The organism is Campylobacter sp. CFSAN093260 (assembly GCF_012890095.1).
In the GTDB taxonomy this organism is placed as follows: domain Bacteria; phylum Campylobacterota; class Campylobacteria; order Campylobacterales; family Campylobacteraceae; genus Campylobacter_D; species Campylobacter_D jejuni.
The window spans coordinates 414,283-429,428 of sequence record NZ_CP040618.1; the positions used below are offsets into that span (position 1 = coordinate 414,283).

General features: G+C 30.6%; 16 protein-coding genes, 1 pseudogene and 1 riboswitch. Of the genes and pseudogenes, 7 read left to right on the top strand and 10 right to left on the bottom strand.

Annotated features, from left to right (window positions below):
• Position 1 precedes the first annotated feature (1 nt).
• The 3 genes and pseudogenes from accA (at position 2) to FBF22_RS02160 (ending at position 3,823) form a co-directional block, all read left to right on the top strand.
• Positions 2-940 (top strand): acetyl-CoA carboxylase carboxyl transferase subunit alpha, encoded by a 939-nt coding sequence (gene accA / locus FBF22_RS02150; protein WP_002858530.1) that lies wholly within the window; start codon positions 2-4, stop codon positions 938-940.
• 133 nt (positions 941-1,073) lie between these two features.
• Positions 1,074-3,144: pseudogene (locus tag FBF22_RS08590) on the top strand (TonB-dependent receptor).
• 82 nt (positions 3,145-3,226) lie between these two features.
• The gene (locus tag FBF22_RS02160; protein ID WP_002855131.1) at positions 3,227-3,823 is read left to right on the top strand and encodes an NUDIX domain-containing protein; all 597 of its coding nucleotides are present in this window, start codon (positions 3,227-3,229) and stop codon (positions 3,821-3,823) included.
• 31 nt (positions 3,824-3,854) lie between these two features.
• Here the strand turns inward: FBF22_RS02160 and FBF22_RS02165 are convergent, their stop codons facing one another.
• The 3 genes from FBF22_RS02165 to rpmB form a co-directional block, all read right to left on the bottom strand.
• On the bottom strand, positions 3,855-4,952 hold the full coding sequence (locus FBF22_RS02165; protein ID WP_002858516.1) for a methyl-accepting chemotaxis protein: 1,098 nt from the start codon (positions 4,950-4,952) through the stop codon (positions 3,855-3,857).
• A gap of 9 nt (positions 4,953-4,961) precedes the next feature.
• The gene (locus tag FBF22_RS02170; RefSeq protein ID WP_002855201.1) at positions 4,962-5,177 is read right to left on the bottom strand and encodes a YdcH family protein; all 216 of its coding nucleotides are present in this window, start codon (positions 5,175-5,177) and stop codon (positions 4,962-4,964) included.
• Between the two features lie 184 nt (positions 5,178-5,361).
• Positions 5,362-5,556: a 50S ribosomal protein L28 gene (gene rpmB / locus FBF22_RS02175; RefSeq protein ID WP_002854974.1), complete on the bottom strand. Its 195-nt coding sequence runs from the start codon at positions 5,554-5,556 to the stop codon at positions 5,362-5,364.
• A 139-nt stretch (positions 5,557-5,695) separates the two neighbouring features.
• On the opposite strand from rpmB, the gene rpe reads away from it, so the two are divergent.
• The 3 genes from rpe to thiC all read left to right on the top strand — a co-directional run bounded on the left by rpe (position 5,696) and on the right by thiC (position 8,577).
• Positions 5,696-6,343, top strand: a complete 648-nt coding sequence (rpe, locus tag FBF22_RS02180; protein ID WP_002859889.1) for a ribulose-phosphate 3-epimerase — start codon at positions 5,696-5,698, stop codon at positions 6,341-6,343.
• Positions 6,340-7,110, top strand: coding sequence for a 3'-5' exonuclease (locus tag FBF22_RS02185; RefSeq protein ID WP_002867619.1), 771 nt, complete (start codon positions 6,340-6,342; stop codon positions 7,108-7,110). Before rpe ends, FBF22_RS02185 begins: the two co-directional genes overlap by 4 nt.
• A 13-nt stretch (positions 7,111-7,123) precedes the next feature.
• A riboswitch (TPP riboswitch) is annotated at positions 7,124-7,228 on the top strand.
• A 56-nt stretch (positions 7,229-7,284) separates the two neighbouring features.
• Positions 7,285-8,577: a phosphomethylpyrimidine synthase ThiC gene (gene thiC, locus FBF22_RS02190; protein ID WP_002867618.1), complete on the top strand. Its 1,293-nt coding sequence runs from the start codon at positions 7,285-7,287 to the stop codon at positions 8,575-8,577.
• Here thiC and FBF22_RS02195 read toward each other — a convergent pair.
• From FBF22_RS02195 to FBF22_RS02220, 6 genes are read right to left on the bottom strand one after another with little or no spacing between them, the layout of a single operon-like run.
• Entirely contained in the window at positions 8,569-9,087 is a 519-nt protein-coding gene (locus FBF22_RS02195) for a hypothetical protein (protein WP_002884831.1), read from the bottom strand. The two genes, thiC and FBF22_RS02195, sit on opposite strands and share 9 nt — an antisense overlap.
• Positions 9,077-9,604, bottom strand: a complete 528-nt coding sequence (locus tag FBF22_RS02200; RefSeq protein ID WP_002884832.1) for a hypothetical protein — start codon at positions 9,602-9,604, stop codon at positions 9,077-9,079. The genes FBF22_RS02195 and FBF22_RS02200 overlap by 11 nt, the downstream gene beginning before the upstream one ends.
• Positions 9,601-10,560: a hypothetical protein gene (locus tag FBF22_RS02205; protein ID WP_002884833.1), complete on the bottom strand. Its 960-nt coding sequence runs from the start codon at positions 10,558-10,560 to the stop codon at positions 9,601-9,603. Before FBF22_RS02205 ends, FBF22_RS02200 begins: the two co-directional genes overlap by 4 nt.
• 1 nt (position 10,561) lies before the next feature.
• On the bottom strand, positions 10,562-11,191 hold the full coding sequence (locus FBF22_RS02210; protein WP_002867614.1) for a lysophospholipid acyltransferase family protein: 630 nt from the start codon (positions 11,189-11,191) through the stop codon (positions 10,562-10,564).
• The gene (miaB, locus tag FBF22_RS02215) at positions 11,175-12,476 is read right to left on the bottom strand and encodes a tRNA (N6-isopentenyl adenosine(37)-C2)-methylthiotransferase MiaB (RefSeq protein ID WP_165433256.1); all 1,302 of its coding nucleotides are present in this window, start codon (positions 12,474-12,476) and stop codon (positions 11,175-11,177) included. The genes FBF22_RS02210 and miaB overlap by 17 nt, the downstream gene beginning before the upstream one ends.
• Positions 12,473-12,715: an HP0268 family nuclease gene (locus FBF22_RS02220; RefSeq protein ID WP_002851103.1), complete on the bottom strand. Its 243-nt coding sequence runs from the start codon at positions 12,713-12,715 to the stop codon at positions 12,473-12,475. The genes miaB and FBF22_RS02220 overlap by 4 nt, the downstream gene beginning before the upstream one ends.
• Positions 12,716-12,841: 126 nt before the next feature.
• Between FBF22_RS02220 and nusA the strand changes: the two genes are divergently transcribed.
• Complete coding sequence (gene nusA / locus FBF22_RS02225; protein WP_002859895.1) at positions 12,842-13,930, top strand: transcription termination factor NusA; 1,089 nt, start codon at positions 12,842-12,844, stop codon at positions 13,928-13,930.
• A gap of 15 nt (positions 13,931-13,945) precedes the next feature.
• Here nusA and FBF22_RS02230 read toward each other — a convergent pair whose 3' ends face one another.
• Positions 13,946-15,133 carry an MFS transporter gene (locus tag FBF22_RS02230; protein WP_002859896.1) on the bottom strand — a complete coding sequence of 396 codons (1,188 nt, stop codon included), beginning with the start codon at positions 15,131-15,133 and terminating at the stop codon, positions 13,946-13,948.
• Between the last annotated feature and the right edge of the window lie 13 nt (positions 15,134-15,146).

Below are 15,146 nucleotides of genomic sequence, written 5' to 3' on the forward strand. Positions count from 1 at the left end.
TATGGCTTCTTATTTAGATTTTGAAAAAAATATTCAGCAAATTGACGAGGACATTATCAATGCTCAGATTAAAGGAGATACTGAAGCTGTATCGATTTTAAAGAAAAATCTTGAAAAAGAAATTTCTAAAACTTATAAGAATTTAAGTGATTTTCAGCGTTTGCAATTAGCGCGTCATCCAGATCGCCCTTATGCTCTTGACTATATTGAACTTATTTTAAATGACGCTCACGAAATACATGGTGATCGTGCCTTTAGAGATGATCCTGCTATTGTTTGTTTTATGGGTTATTTAGGAGAGAAAAAAATAATTGTAATTGGTGAGCAAAAAGGACGTGGAACAAAAGATAAAATCGCTAGAAATTTTGGGATGCCACATCCTGAAGGATATCGCAAAGCCTTAAGAGTAGCAGGACTTGCAGAGAAATTTCAAATTCCTATTTTATTTTTGATAGATACTCCAGGTGCTTATCCTGGAATAGGTGCTGAAGAAAGAGGACAAAGTGAAGCTATCGCTAGAAATTTATATGAATTAAGTGATTTGAAAATACCGACCATTGCTATAGTTATCGGAGAAGGCGGTAGTGGTGGGGCGTTAGCTATAGGGGTTGCAGATAAACTTGCAATGATGAAAAATTCTGTTTTTTCAGTAATTTCTCCTGAAGGTTGTGCTGCAATACTTTGGAATGATCCTGCAAAAAGTGAAGCTGCAACCAAGGCTATGAAGGTAACGGCTGATGATTTAAAATCTCAAGGTTTAATTGATGATGTTATAGATGAGCCTACAAATGGTGCACATCGCAATAAAGAGGCTGCAGCAGTAGCTATTGCTGATTATGTAAAAAAATCTCTAAATGAACTTGAAAATATTGATGTACGAGAACTTTCTGCAAATCGTATGCAGAAAATTTTAAAGCTTGGAGCCTATCAAGAGGCTTAGGCTTTTACTTCGCTTTTTTAAATAATTTTATTATTTATAATTGTTATCAAAATTAAGTTAATTAAAAGTATTCTTTTTTTATACTTAAAAAATGATTTTAAATATCAAAATAATTATTTTTAAAGGAATTAATTTGACTCAAATCAAAAATATAAAATTTAAAAAAAGTTTACTGTGTTTTTTAATTTTATCTGGAGCTTTGTTAAAAGCAGAAGAAAAATATCAACTTAATGATGTTGTGGTTAGTGCTAGTGGTTTTGAACAAGATTTGGTTGATGCGCCTGCTAGTATTTCTATCATTACAAAAGAAGAGCTTAAAAAAAGCCAATTAAGGATATAGGAGAGGCTATAGGAGATATTCCAGGTGTAGATGTGACTATGAATAAAACAGGCACTTATGATTTTAGCATACGAGGTTTTGGTAGTTCTTATACTCTAGTTTTAATTGATGGAAAACGTCAAAGTGTTGCAAATGGGTTTTATGATAATGGTTTTAGCGGTAGTGAGTCAGGATATCTGCCACCTTTGTCTATGATAGAGCGTATTGAGGTTATACGTGGTCCAGCTTCTACACTTTATGGCAGTGATGCTGTAGGCGGTGTGGATAAATATTATCACTAAGAAAAATCCTGATAAAATCGAAGCAAATATAGAATTTAATACTCTTTTACAACAGCACTCTAATCACTATGGCAATGCGGGCGGTTTTAATGCTTATGTAGCAACCCCTTTGATTGAAGATATATTATCAATTTCTGCAAGGTTGAAGTATTATGATAAGGCAGCTTCTGATTTAAAATGGCCTACACCGGTTTGGAATAATAACAATCAAAGACCTGATAATTACCAAATTGCTAGTCATAGTCCAGGTGCTTTTACTAGTTTAGGTTTTGGTTCTAGGCTTAATTGGACAGTAGATGATAAAAATAATATATATTTTGATATAGAGCGATATATTAATGAAATTTCAGTGAATTCTACAAGTAGTAGGGCTATTAAAAGTGAAAGACAACTTTTTAAGGATAATATTGTTTTAAATCATGATGGTAACTATGATTTTGGTTCAACTAACTCATATTTACAATATGGTAGCACTAAGGATAAGGAGCTGCATAGCCAAATTTGGGTAGGAGAAGGTAAGGTTGTTTTACCTTGGAATTTAGGTCAATACGGTAATTTAGTAAATACCTTTGGTGCAAGGATTGATTATGAGATATTAAAAAATGATCAAGCGAGCGCAGGTAGTCAAATAAGAGGTAAAAATCTTGATCAAACCACGGTTGCGCTTTATGGGGAAATGAGTATTTTATAACCGATGATTTGATTTTTACTACAGGTTTGCGTTATATTTATAGCAATTTGTTTGATTCTGAATTTACGCCTAGGGTTTATTTGGTTTATCACTTAAATGATAATATAGCCTTGAAAGGAGGTGTTTCAAAAGGCTATAAAACTCCTGCTGCCAAGCAGTTGACAAATGGATATTATAATTATGCCAATAATAATGCTTATTTTGGAAACCCTGACTTAAAACCAGAAGAAAGTATAAATTATGAATTGGGTGTTGATTTTATGGTATTTGATTTTGCACATTATTCTATTACAGGATTTATTACTGATTTTACAAATCAAATCAGTAGTGAAGATTTAACAGGTATGCAAAATGATATTAATTGTAGCAATGGCATTGTTTGTAAGCGTCCTATTAATCTTGGAAAAACGCAGACTAAAGGTATAGAATTTGCATTAATACCAAAACTTACAATGGCTTTAGCCTAAATTCAAGTTATACTTTTATGGATAATCGCTACAAAGATGGTCAAAAAAATTGGTTTGGTGGTGATAGAATAGAAAATTTACCAAGACATATAGCAATGTTAAAATTAAACTATGAGCGAGGTAAATTTAGTTCCTATATAAAAACACGAGCAAGACTTGATACTATAGCTAAAGCAAAAGGTGGCGGTAATGGTAGTCTGCCATGGCAAAAATATAAGCCTTTTTATATAGTAGATTTAGGGATAAATTATAAAATCAATAAGCAATCTAGCTTAAGTTTTGCAGTGCAAAATCTTTTTGATAAAAATTTCTTTGATCCGCAAGTTACAAGATGGGATGGGGCTAATCCTGCTGGATATGCAAATCGCTATCAAGATTATACAGAAGGAAGAAGTTTTTGGTTAAGTTATAAATATGATTTTTAATTTTTTAAGGCTTTAATCACCTTTATATTTTCAAAAAAGCAAAAATAAAGTACAATGTGAAAAATAAATAAAAGGTTTTATTATGGCGTTTAAAAATTTAAAAGAACTTTCTTTTGAAAAATCAAATTATATTAAGCCTAAGAGATTTGCTTATGAAAGTAATGGTAGGCTTTGCACTTGGGATTTTATAGAATCTAAAGATAGTGTTTCAGTGCTTTTGTATCATAAAGAATTAGAAAGTTTTATTTTTGTACGCCAATTTCGTATACCACTTTGGTATCATCAAATGCATGATAAAGATTATGTAAAAGATGATGATATGGGCTATACTATAGAGCTTTGTTCTGGGCTTGTGGATAAAAAATTATCTTTAGAGGAAATAGCAAAAGAAGAATGTATAGAAGAACTAGGATATGCTCCTAAAAATTTAGAAAAAATAGGAGATTTTTATACAGGGTTTGGTTCAGGTGTAAGCAAGCAAAGCTTTTATTTCGTAGAAGTTGATGAAAAAGATAAAATTTCTTCTGGAGGTGGAGTTGATGATGAAGAGATTGAAGCTGTTTATGTTAAGGTGCAGGATTTTGAAAAAAAATGTAAAAATATGATAAGAACGCCTTTGCTTGATTTTGCTTATATGTGGTTTTTAAAGGAAAAGTGGGGAAAATTAAAGATTATTTAGGTTAAACCTTAAAAAGGTTCAACCTAGGATTTTAATGATCTGACTCATCAAGCATTTCTTTAAATACATTGAAAAGATCAAGCGATGCATTTTCAGCAACTTCGCATTTATTAATTATGCTGTGTTGAGTAATATCTTTGCTAATATCTTCTGTATTTGCTATTGTTATAGCATTATTCATATTTTCATGAACTTTTTCATGTGGCTCGTTAATTTTTAAGAAGCTTTTATTTTGCCCAAATCTTTCTTTTCCTGTGCTAGCAAGCCATTTTCCTAAGCGACAAGATGTATGATCGGCTAATTGCTTTCCTGATTTGGAAAAAATTTCTTTATAACCATTTAATTTAAAAGCTATATGATCTAGTTTTGCTAAAGATACGAAAGCTTCTGAAGCGATACCAACTGCATTTGAATTAGTAGAATGCGCTTCATTTACTAAGTGAGTAAATTTTTCGGAAAAACTCATAATATGAGCATTAGAATCTATAGAAATTTTTTCAACTTGCTCACTTTGAGTATACATTTCATTTGCATTTTGCTTTAGAAGGTTGATATTCATTTCAACTTCTGTGGTTGCTTTTTGTGTTTTTTCAGCTAGTTTTCTTACTTCATCGGCAACAACAGCAAAACCACGCCCATGTTCACCTGCGCGTGCAGCTTCTATGGCAGCGTTAAGAGCTAAAAGATTGGTTTGATCGGAAACATCTTTAATTAGATTAATTACATTAGTAATTTCATCTACACTTCTATGCAATGTTCCTGCAACATCTCTTGTTTTATTGGCTGATTCTGTAATATTTCCCAAAGAGGCATTGATAGAATTAGCAATATGGTTAAGTTCATCCATTTCAGCAAGAGAAGTTTTAGAATAGCTAGAGATAACTTCTGCCTTATTTACATTTTCTAACATATCGCCTTGAATAATAGTAATATTTTTTAAAACCCCAGTTAATAAAACATTTAAAAGATCTGTTTTAAGTTTAGACTCTAAAGCCGCTTGTTCTAATGATGTAATTTTATTTTTTAATTCTAAATTTTCCGATTGAAATTTTTCAATTTTATGTGTAAGATTTTTATTTTCTTCTTCAAGTTTTTGAAGATCAGAATGGTTTATTTTACTTCCAAACATTGTTTTGCCTTATTTTTTATAATTTGCTAGATATTGGCTAAGTTCATCTTTTACATGAAGCTTTTCTTTTTTTAAAGTTGAAATTTCCATGCTGCTAAGAGAAGTTCTACCTTCTTCTGCATCTTTAATCATGTCATCAAGTTCATTATGACGATCAAATAGTTTATCAAAATGAGCATCTTTACCTTTTAGCTCTGACATTAATTCTCTATATTCATGTAGCATAAACTCTCCTTGTATTAGTGAAATTTAAAATTCATTTAACAAGGTATTTTACACTATTAAAAGATATTTTTGGCTTAAAAAATAATAAAATTAATAATAATTTTTAAATGTGTGTTATATAAGTGATTTATTAAAGTTTATTTTTAAATTGGAAATTTTAAAATTGAGGAATAAATCCTCAAAATTATTTAGAATTTTGTTTTTTTAGAGTTCTCAGAGTAGAAGCTGCGATTCTCATTTTTCTCGTGGTGCCATCTTCTAAAGTTACACGAACTGTTCTGAGATTAGGTAAAAAGCGTCTTTTTGTTTTATTGTTAGCATGGCTGACATTATTACCCACCATTGGACCCTTGCCTGTGATTTGACATACTCTTGCCATTTTCTTGTCCTTATGAAAATTTTTAAATGAAGATTCTATCAAAATTAAGCTTAAAATATTCCATAATTTATAGTTTTTTTAATATATAAGTCGATAAAATATTATTTATCACATTTATATATAGTTTAAGGTTTTGATCATGTATGTAGCTCCAAGTTTATTGTCTGCAAATTTTTTGAAATTAGAAGAAGAAGTTAAAGCTATTGAAGCTGCAGGTGCAGATCTTTTACATATTGATGTAATGGATGGACACTTTGTTCCAAATTTGACTTTCGGACCTTGCGTGATCGAAAAAATTTCAACTATTAGTAAGTTGCCATTAGATGTGCATTTGATGGTTAAAGATGTAAGTAAATTTATAGATCTTTTTATCCCTTTGAAACCAAAATTCATTTCTTTTCATATGGAAAGCGAAGTTCATCCTATAAGGCTTTGTGAATATATAAGAAGTCAAGGAATCCATCCTGCTATTGTTTTAAATCCACACACTCCTATTGATTCTATTAAACACATGCTAGAATTTGTAGATATGGTGCTTTTAATGAGTGTTAATCCTGGATTTGGTGGACAAAAATTTTTACCTTTGGTACATGAAAAAATCAAAGAATTACGCCAAATGATTGATAAAAAAAATGCTAAAGTTTTTATAGAGGTTGATGGTGGTGTTAATGGTTTAAATGCTAGCGATTTAGAGGAATCCGGAGCTGATATTTTGGTGGCTGGAAGTTATATTTTTTCTTCTAATGATTATAAAACTGCAATTTCATCTTTAAAGCTTGAATTTTGAGTTTACAGCAAATTGATCAGATTATTTCTATATTAAACAAGCAAAGCAAGCCTTATGATTGGGTGATGCAAGAGTTTGCCAAAGTTGAAGAATTAAAAAATTTTGATTTAGATTTGGAAACTTTTGAGCTTTTGGGTTTGGGCTTAACTTTGAATAAAGATAATATTTTTATCCTTAAAACACGCACAACAAAAATTAAAGATGAAATTTTTTGTATAGTAGATATAGAAAGTACTGGCGGTGTAAGTAAGGGGGAAATTTTAGAAATTGGAGCAGTAAAAATTCAAAATTCTAAAGAAATTGGACGCTTTCAAAGTTTTGTTAAAGTAAAAGAAATTCCAGAAAATATAACCGAACTTACGGGTATTACTTATGAGATGGTGGAAAATGCTCCAAGTTTAACAAAGGTTTTAAGTGATTTTAGGCTTTTTTTAAAAGACAGTATTTTTGTAGCACATAATGTGCGTTTTGATTATAGTTTTATTTCTAAGGCTTTAAATGAGTGTGGTTTTGGCATTTTACTTAATCGTCGTATTTGTACTATAGAATTTGCACAATGTTGTATAGAAAGTCCAAAATATAAACTAGAGGTTTTGAAAGAATTTCTGGGCGTGGAAAATACGCATCATAGGGCTTTAGATGATGCTTTGGCAGCTGCTGAAATTTTTAAATATTGCCTTGGAAAACTTCCCTATCATATAAAAACTACAGAAGAACTTATAAATTTTACAAAGACTGCCACGCATAAAGCAAAAATAAATATTTAAAGAGTATAATTAAGACATAAATGACGGGAGCTTGTGTAACAGGCTGAGAGTAAGCTAAAAGCTTAGACCGAACCGGATCTGGATAATACCAGCGTCGGGAAGATTTATAAATTTCAATACTTTAAAAATTTATACTCACCCTTCATTTATCCAAATTTTTTAAAGGATAAATTTATGAAAACTCAAATGAATTATGCGAAAGAAGGTATTTTTACTAAAGAAATGCAGATTGTTGCACAAAAAGAAAATTTAAGTAAAGATTTTTTGCTTGAAAATATTGCTTGCGGTAAAATTATTATCCCTGCAAATATTAATCATAAAAGTCTTGATCCAAATGGTATAGGTTTTGGACTGCGTACTAAGGTTAATGTAAATTTAGGAGTTTCAAATGATTGCGTTGATTATAGCGAGGAAATGAAAAAAGTAGAGCTTGCTCATAAATTTGACATAGAAGCGATTATGGACTTAAGCAATTATGGCAAAACAAGTCGTTTTAGAGACGAGCTTGTTAATGTTTCAAAAGCTATGATAGGAACAGTTCCTGTATATGATGCGGTAGGATTTTTAGAAAAAGATTTAAAACAAATTGGTGCTAAAGACTTTTTAGATGTTGTATATCATCATGCTAAAAGTGGGGTTGATTTTATGACAATTCATGCAGGTATTAATTCTCGCGCAGCGCATATTTTTAAACAAAGTAAAAGACTTACAAATATAGTTTCAAGAGGAGGCTCTGTGCTTTATGCTTGGATGATGATGAAAGATGCTGAGAATCCTTTTTTTGAGTATTATGATGATTTGCTTGACATTTGTTTAAAATACGATGTAACTTTATCTTTGGGCGATGCTTTGCGTCCTGGCTCTACTCACGATGCAAGTGATGGGGCGCAAATTTCAGAGCTTATAGAATTGTCACTCCTTACTCAAAGAGCTTGGGATGTTGGGGTTCAAGTAATGATAGAAGGTCCAGGGCATATGGCTATTAATGAAATAGAGGCAAATATGCAATTAGAAAAGCGTTTATGCAAAGGAGCGCCTTTTTATGTCTTAGGACCTTTGGTAACAGATATTGGCGCAGGGTATGATCATATTAGTGGTGCTATTGGAGGAGCTGTGGCTGCAGCTAGCGGTGCTGATATGCTGTGTTATGTAACACCTGCTGAACACTTAAGACTTCCAAATTTAGAAGATGTTAGAGAGGGTATAGTTGCGACTAAAATTGCAGCTCATGCGGGAGATATAGCTAAACTTCCAAAAGAAAGAGCAAGAGATGATGAGATGAGTAAGGCTAGACAAGAGATAGATTGGGAGAAAATGTTTAAACTTGCTATTGATGGAGAAAAGGCTAAAAAAATGTTTAATGAGCGTCGCCCTGATGATTTAAACTCATGTTCCATGTGTGGAAAAATGTGTGCAATGAATACTATGAATCAAATTTTAAAAGGCGAAGATGTGAGTTTAGCTTGAATAAACTTTGAGAGTAAGATCTATAGAGATACCTTGCTCTCCTGCTTTAAGATTAAGTGGATAATCAAGCTTGATTAAGTTATTATAGTTTTTTAGAGCATCAATAAAATCATAAAGTCTTCTAGGATTGTTCATTGTCGCTTTAATGGCTAAGCGGTTTTTTAGATATTTTTCTTGTTTTTCGGGCTTAGTTTCTTGAATTTTTACATTTTGAAAATATTTTTGTAAAAAAATATCAAAATTTCCTATATTAAAATTTTGCTCAAATTGCTCTAAACTTTTGTTGTTTTCGCTTCTTAGAGTTGATATTTTATCTTCACTAAAGTCAAATTTTGATTTAGTGGCTTTTAAGATAGCAAGTTGTGAATTTTCTCTAAGATTTGCTTGTTTGTAATTTTTTAATGTCGGTAAAAGTAAAAATAAGATCAAGGCTGTGCAAACGCTTATAAAACTTAACGCGCAAATGATAAGCTTTAATAAATCAATTTCTTCTAGACTTTTATCTTTCATCTGCAACTCCTGGAATTTGTTTACTAATACTAACAAAACGATACCACCCATTATCTAAGCGATAATAGGTTGTATAGCTTTGATCAAAGATGCTTTTTAAAGGGGTTTCTAAAAGTAGAGTAAACATTTCTCTTGTAGGAGTGACTCCGATAAGTTTTAAGGAATATTCGTCTTGTTCAACACTTTCAAGAGTAATATTATCAGTTTTTACAATAATATCAAATAGATTTCTTAAGCTTTCTTTAACAATTTGATTTTGAGTGTTAAAATTTTTCGCTATTTGGCTTTGATCAAATAAAATTTCATAAAGCATTTCATTTTGCTTAGTTTGATTTTGAAGCACTATAACTTGTTGTTTTTCATCATCGATAGAGCCATTGATTAATGCAATTTTTATTGTATATGTAAAATATACTAGCAAGATAAATAATATACTAAAACCAAAAAGTCCTAGCCAAATTTTATCAAAGAGTGTGAAAATAGGTTTTTTTCTTGGCTGTATGAAGCTATAAGTCATTTAAGCTCCTTTTGCATCAATTCTATCATAAGATCTAAGGTGTTGATTTGTTTCGTTTTTATCTCTAAAAAAGTTTCACTTTCTAAAAAATCAATAGCACTTATGTTAATATCTGATTCACTATATAATAAAATACCATTGATAAATACCCCAGCATATTTATCATCATTATAAAATTTTTCAATGCTCGTAATAATATAACGGCATAGTTCCATATCATTGCTAAATTGATTTAATTCATCAAGATTAAAATTATCATTATTATTCAAAGTTTCAAGATTATTTTCTTGATCAAGTAGATCAAATTTATTATTTAAGGCTTCATTGAAGTTATCTAGGGTAACTTCAGTATCATCGTTGTTGTTTTCAATTTCTTGATTATCTTCTGATGGAAGTTCAAGCTCTAAACCTAATTCTTGCTCAAATATTTTAAAATCACCGTATAAAATAGTATTGCCTTTAGCAACAATAATTGCCAAAAGATGTCCTTGCTTAAATCCATAAAGTAAAATTTGATCATCAGGCTGTTTTTCTTTTTGTATATTGTAGTAAAGAAGAGCAAAAGGGGAATATAAAAAATCTAAACCTCTATATTCTTCAAAAAGCTCGCTATAATATTCCACATGTTCGGTAGCCGTATAAACAAGGGCATTATTAAACAAAATATGCTGTAAGCTGATTTTTCCTATATTAAAATGCTCACAATCTTGAATATTTGTACTAGGTATTAATCCTTGTTCTTTGGCATCTAAAAATAAAGCAGTGTGGTAAAATAAGAAATGCTTGCTTAAATTTTTTACGTATTCTAATAAATTTTCGCTTTTATCAAAAGTTTTTTCATTGCTACTGATTAGTTTATTTCCTCTATAAATAGAAGCTTTTACAATATTTTTTTTATCTTCTAAAATAATACTAATAAAAAGTTGTGGAAATATTTTTTTAAGTAAAAATAACATTTCATTCCTTAAATTGATCAGCTAAGCTAATTTTATCAAATTGTTTCATTAGAAATTCTTTAGCTTTTTCTTTATCTAAAGATAAAATATCCAAAGGTTCACTTAGACTATAAGTAATCTTACTAAAAGGTTTTGGCAAGATCATCTTATCCCAACTTTTAAATTTCCAAAAACGATTTGCTTCATAGTTTAAAATTCTTATCTTTAGTTCTTTTTTTTGAGCCAAAATGATAGAACCATCTGAAATACTATGATAAGGCCCTCGTGGACCATCGGGCGTGATAACTATATCGTCATTTTGTTCTAAAACTTTAAATGCAGCTCTAAGTGCACTGCTAGCACCCCTTGAAGTGCTTCCTCTTACAGTATCAAGACCGAAAAGCTTGATGATTTTTGCAATTTGTTCTCCATCTTTATGGTGGGAGATCATGACATAGGCTTTTTTATTTTTTTGTCTATAATGTCTAAACGCAAAAGGCATGAGTGCTAATTTTCCATGCCAAAAAAGTATCACACCAGCTTTACGGTCAACTTTTTCACCTTTATAGTGCTTTTTACAGCTTAAAAAAATAAGCCATTGCAAGATGAAAATTATATATGTTAAGCAATGGATTTTAAACGATTTCCCCATATAAAACCATACGCTTTGCATTAGTTATTTTTACTTCTTTAAATTGCCCTAAAAGTTCTTCGCTACCTTCAACTTGAACTAAAAAATTATTATCTGTTCTTCCAGCAATGCTATTGCCTGCTCTTAATTCTTCAAATAAAACTTTAAAAGTTTTATTTTCTTGTTTTTTTACAATTTCATCTAAAATTTCACTATGACGATTTTGTAAGGTGCTAAGTCTTCTTGAAGCTGTTTCTTCATCGATTTGATTAGGCATGGTTGCGGCTTTTGTTAAAGGGCGTTTGGAGTATTTAAAAGAAAAAATTTGTTCAAAACGCACTTTTTCCAAAACATCCATAGTTTCTTCAAAATCTTTTTCACTTTCCCCTGGAAAAGCTACAATAATGTCTGTAGAAATGCTAACATTTGGACAAAGTTCTCTAAGTTTTAAAGTTCTATTTAAATACCATTCTTTAGTATAGCCACGCTTCATAGCTTTTAAAATTTCACTTGAGCCGCTTTGTAAAGGCATGTGCATGGATTTGCAAACTTTTGGATTATTGGCAAAAACTTCTAAAAATTTATCATCCATATGCAAAGGATGTGGACTTGTAAAGCGAATGCGTTCTAAATCTTCTATGGTGCTAAGTTCTTCTAAAAGATCTGAAAAGTCCATTTTTTTATGCTCGTTTCTAAATCTTTTGCCGTAGTTATTGACATTTTGTCCTAGCAAAAAAATCTCTTTAGCACCTTTTTCAACAGCTTTTTGAGCTTCTTTGTAGATAATGTTAAAAGGTATGGAAATTTCATCTCCTCTAGTATGTGGCACTATACAATAAGTGCAGTGTTTATCACAACCTATGGAGATATTAATATAGGATTTATAAATACTATTTCTAAAATCTGCAAAAGCAAATTCACTTTCATCATAGTCTATGTCCACGCCCATAAATTTTGGAGTTTTTATAGCTTGAGTGATTTTGGAAATATTTCTTGCTCCTAGAACAAAATCCACATAAGGAGCACGTTTGAAAATTTCATTTCCCAAATGCGATGCAGTACATCCACAAACTCCTATTTTAGCACCTTCTTTTTTAACTTTTTCAAAACCACCTACTTCTGAGAAAAGTTTATGCACAGGTTTTTCACGCACTGAACAGGTATTGATAAGAATAAGATCTGCTTCTTTGATATCTTCTGTTAGTGCGTAATTTTCTTTTTGTGTTAATTCTGCGATCATATGCTCAGAATCTCTGACATTCATCGCACAACCTAAAGTTTGGATAAAAAGTTTTTTAGCGCTCAAAGAATATGTACCTCATACATAAAATCATTATCATCAAGTCCGTATTTTACGGTTCTATGATAAATGCTTACTCCTTTTTTTTCAAAATGATTTACAAGGGCAATGAGTTGTTTGTGTGTATTATCTTTATCAAAATAAAAAAACTTTTGTCCTTCTTTTTCTATAGCCTCTTCGATTTTTTCTAGGCTAATATTTTTAGGTTTTTCATTAATCAAAGTTCTTGCCAATTTTAATTCCATAGCTAAATCCTTAAGAATTTTCATTTTAATCTATAATTTTAGCAAATTTTACTTTTAATTAAACTTATTAAGGATATAATTTTTATCTACATTTTTAAATTTCCCACAAAAAAGGTTTTATAAAATATGGAAAAGATAGCAGATATTATCGAATCTATTGCTAATGAAAAAAATTTAAACTTAGAGAATGTAAGAGAAAAGGTAGCTACCGCTTTAATCAATACTGCAAAAAGAATTTATGGACAAGAATATGAGTTTTTTGTGGATCCTAAAAATTTAAATCTTTATCAAAAAATTACCATAGTAGCAGATAATGACGAGAGATTGCAAAATAAAAGTGAGAGTTTTATCGCGTTAAGTAAGGCAAAATCAGAAGCTCCAGATGTTGAGATAGGAGATGAATTAACCTATGAATGTTCTTTGGAAAATTTAGGAAGAACTGCGGTAAATACCTTGCATAAAGAACTTGAATATCATATACAAAAATTATTAGAACAAACTATTTTTGAAAAATATAAAAACAAAGTAGGGCAAATGGTTTTTGGTACAGTTGTTAGAGTGGATAATGAAGAAAATACTTTTATTGAAATAGATGAATTAAGAGCTTTTTTACCGAGAAAAAATCGCATTAAAGGGGAAAAATTTAAAATAGGTGATGTGGTAAAAGCTGTGATACGCCGTGTTTATACAGATAAAGGTATTAAAATCGAGCTTAGTCGTACAAGTCCTAAATTTTTAGAATGTTTACTTGAAGCTGAGGTTCCAGAAATCAAAGATGGTTATGTCAATATTATAGGATGTGCTAGAATTCCAGGTGAAAGAGCAAAAATCATTCTTCAGGCCAATGGAGCAAATATCGATCCTGTAGGAGCTACAGTAGGTGTTAAAGGTGTAAGAATTAATGCGGTAAGCAAAGAGCTTCATAATGAAAATATTGATTGTATAGAATTTACAAATGAGAGTGAAATTTTAATTTCTCGTGCCTTGGCTCCTGCTATTGTAAATTCTGTAAAAATTGAAGATAAAAAAGCTATTGTAAGTTTAAATAGCGAACAAAAAAGCAAAGCTATAGGAAAAAATGGTATTAATATTCGCCTTGCTTCTATGTTAAGTGGTTATGAAATAGAGCTCAATGAATTAAGCTCATCGCAGCTAAATAATGCCATCAGCAATGAAGAAGCAATGAAAAATCTTCAAGATTTGTTTAAAATTTAAAATATTTGTGAATTTTCACAAATATTTTTTATAAAACCACTTCCAATAAAATGCCGCAAAGATAAAAATCATACCCAATAAACCTGTAATCAGTTTTAAACTCAAGCCTATTTCAAATAAAAAGCCCATAAGCATTGAAATAATAGCGCTAAAACTAAGATAAATCATATCTGTATAAGCGATCACTCTACCATGATATTCTTTGTCAGCATTTTTTTGTATCATGGTGTAGGTATAAGCCCAAAGCGCTGAGGTAAAAAAACCTGCACCAATTAAACCTAAAAAAGAAATATAAAAATTAAATTGAGTTAAAGCCCAAAGTATAATACCCAAGCCTTGACCAAGATACATATAAAATAAATTTTTATTATTAATAAATTTGCTTAAAACCATAGGCCCTATAGCTAAAGAACAAGCACGTACCGCATTTAAAAACCCTATTACTAAAGCAGCAGATAAAACTTCTTTGTATTGATGTTGTGCTAAAAGCGTAACCAAGGTTTCATAAGCAGTTAAACCTATAAAAGCGTGAAGCAAGATAAGATGAAAAATTATTTTATTATTTAAAACATAGAAAAATCCTTCTTTTATCATAGTAAAAAAGCGACTTTGTGTTTTGTGATGAAAATCAGGAATGCTTAATCTTACTAAAAAAGAAATGCCTATGAGTATAAGCATACAGTCAAATAAAAAAGCGGTTTTAACTCCTAGAAAATAAATAAAAATTCCCGCACTTGCCATACCTGCTGTATAAGAAATCGCCCAAATGACACTGTGCATTTCATTAGCGAGTTTAAGTTCTTGAGGGGTTAAAATTTTGGCCAATAAACTCATTTCAGCTTGAAAATAAATCGAAGCAACACAAAGTCTTATGAAAATTAAAATAAACAAAAGCCAAAGCATACTAAGACTTGTGACAAAAATAAGACAAAAAATAGAAATTAATTCTATGCTAATCATACTGAGTAAAAGTTTTTTAGGTTTATTTTTCTCTACTATAACCCCATTAATAGGAGCAAGCAAAACTCCAGGTAAAAAAGCAAGCATAGCACTTGTAGCTGTTGCCCAAGTAGGAGCATTAAGCTCGACTAAAAGGGTAAAAACTCCCGTTTGAGAAAACCATGCTCCAAAATATACTATAAACTGAACCGAAGCCAATATTCTGATATTTTTATTATTTTTTAATAGTTCAATGTAATTCATAAGCGAAACTATA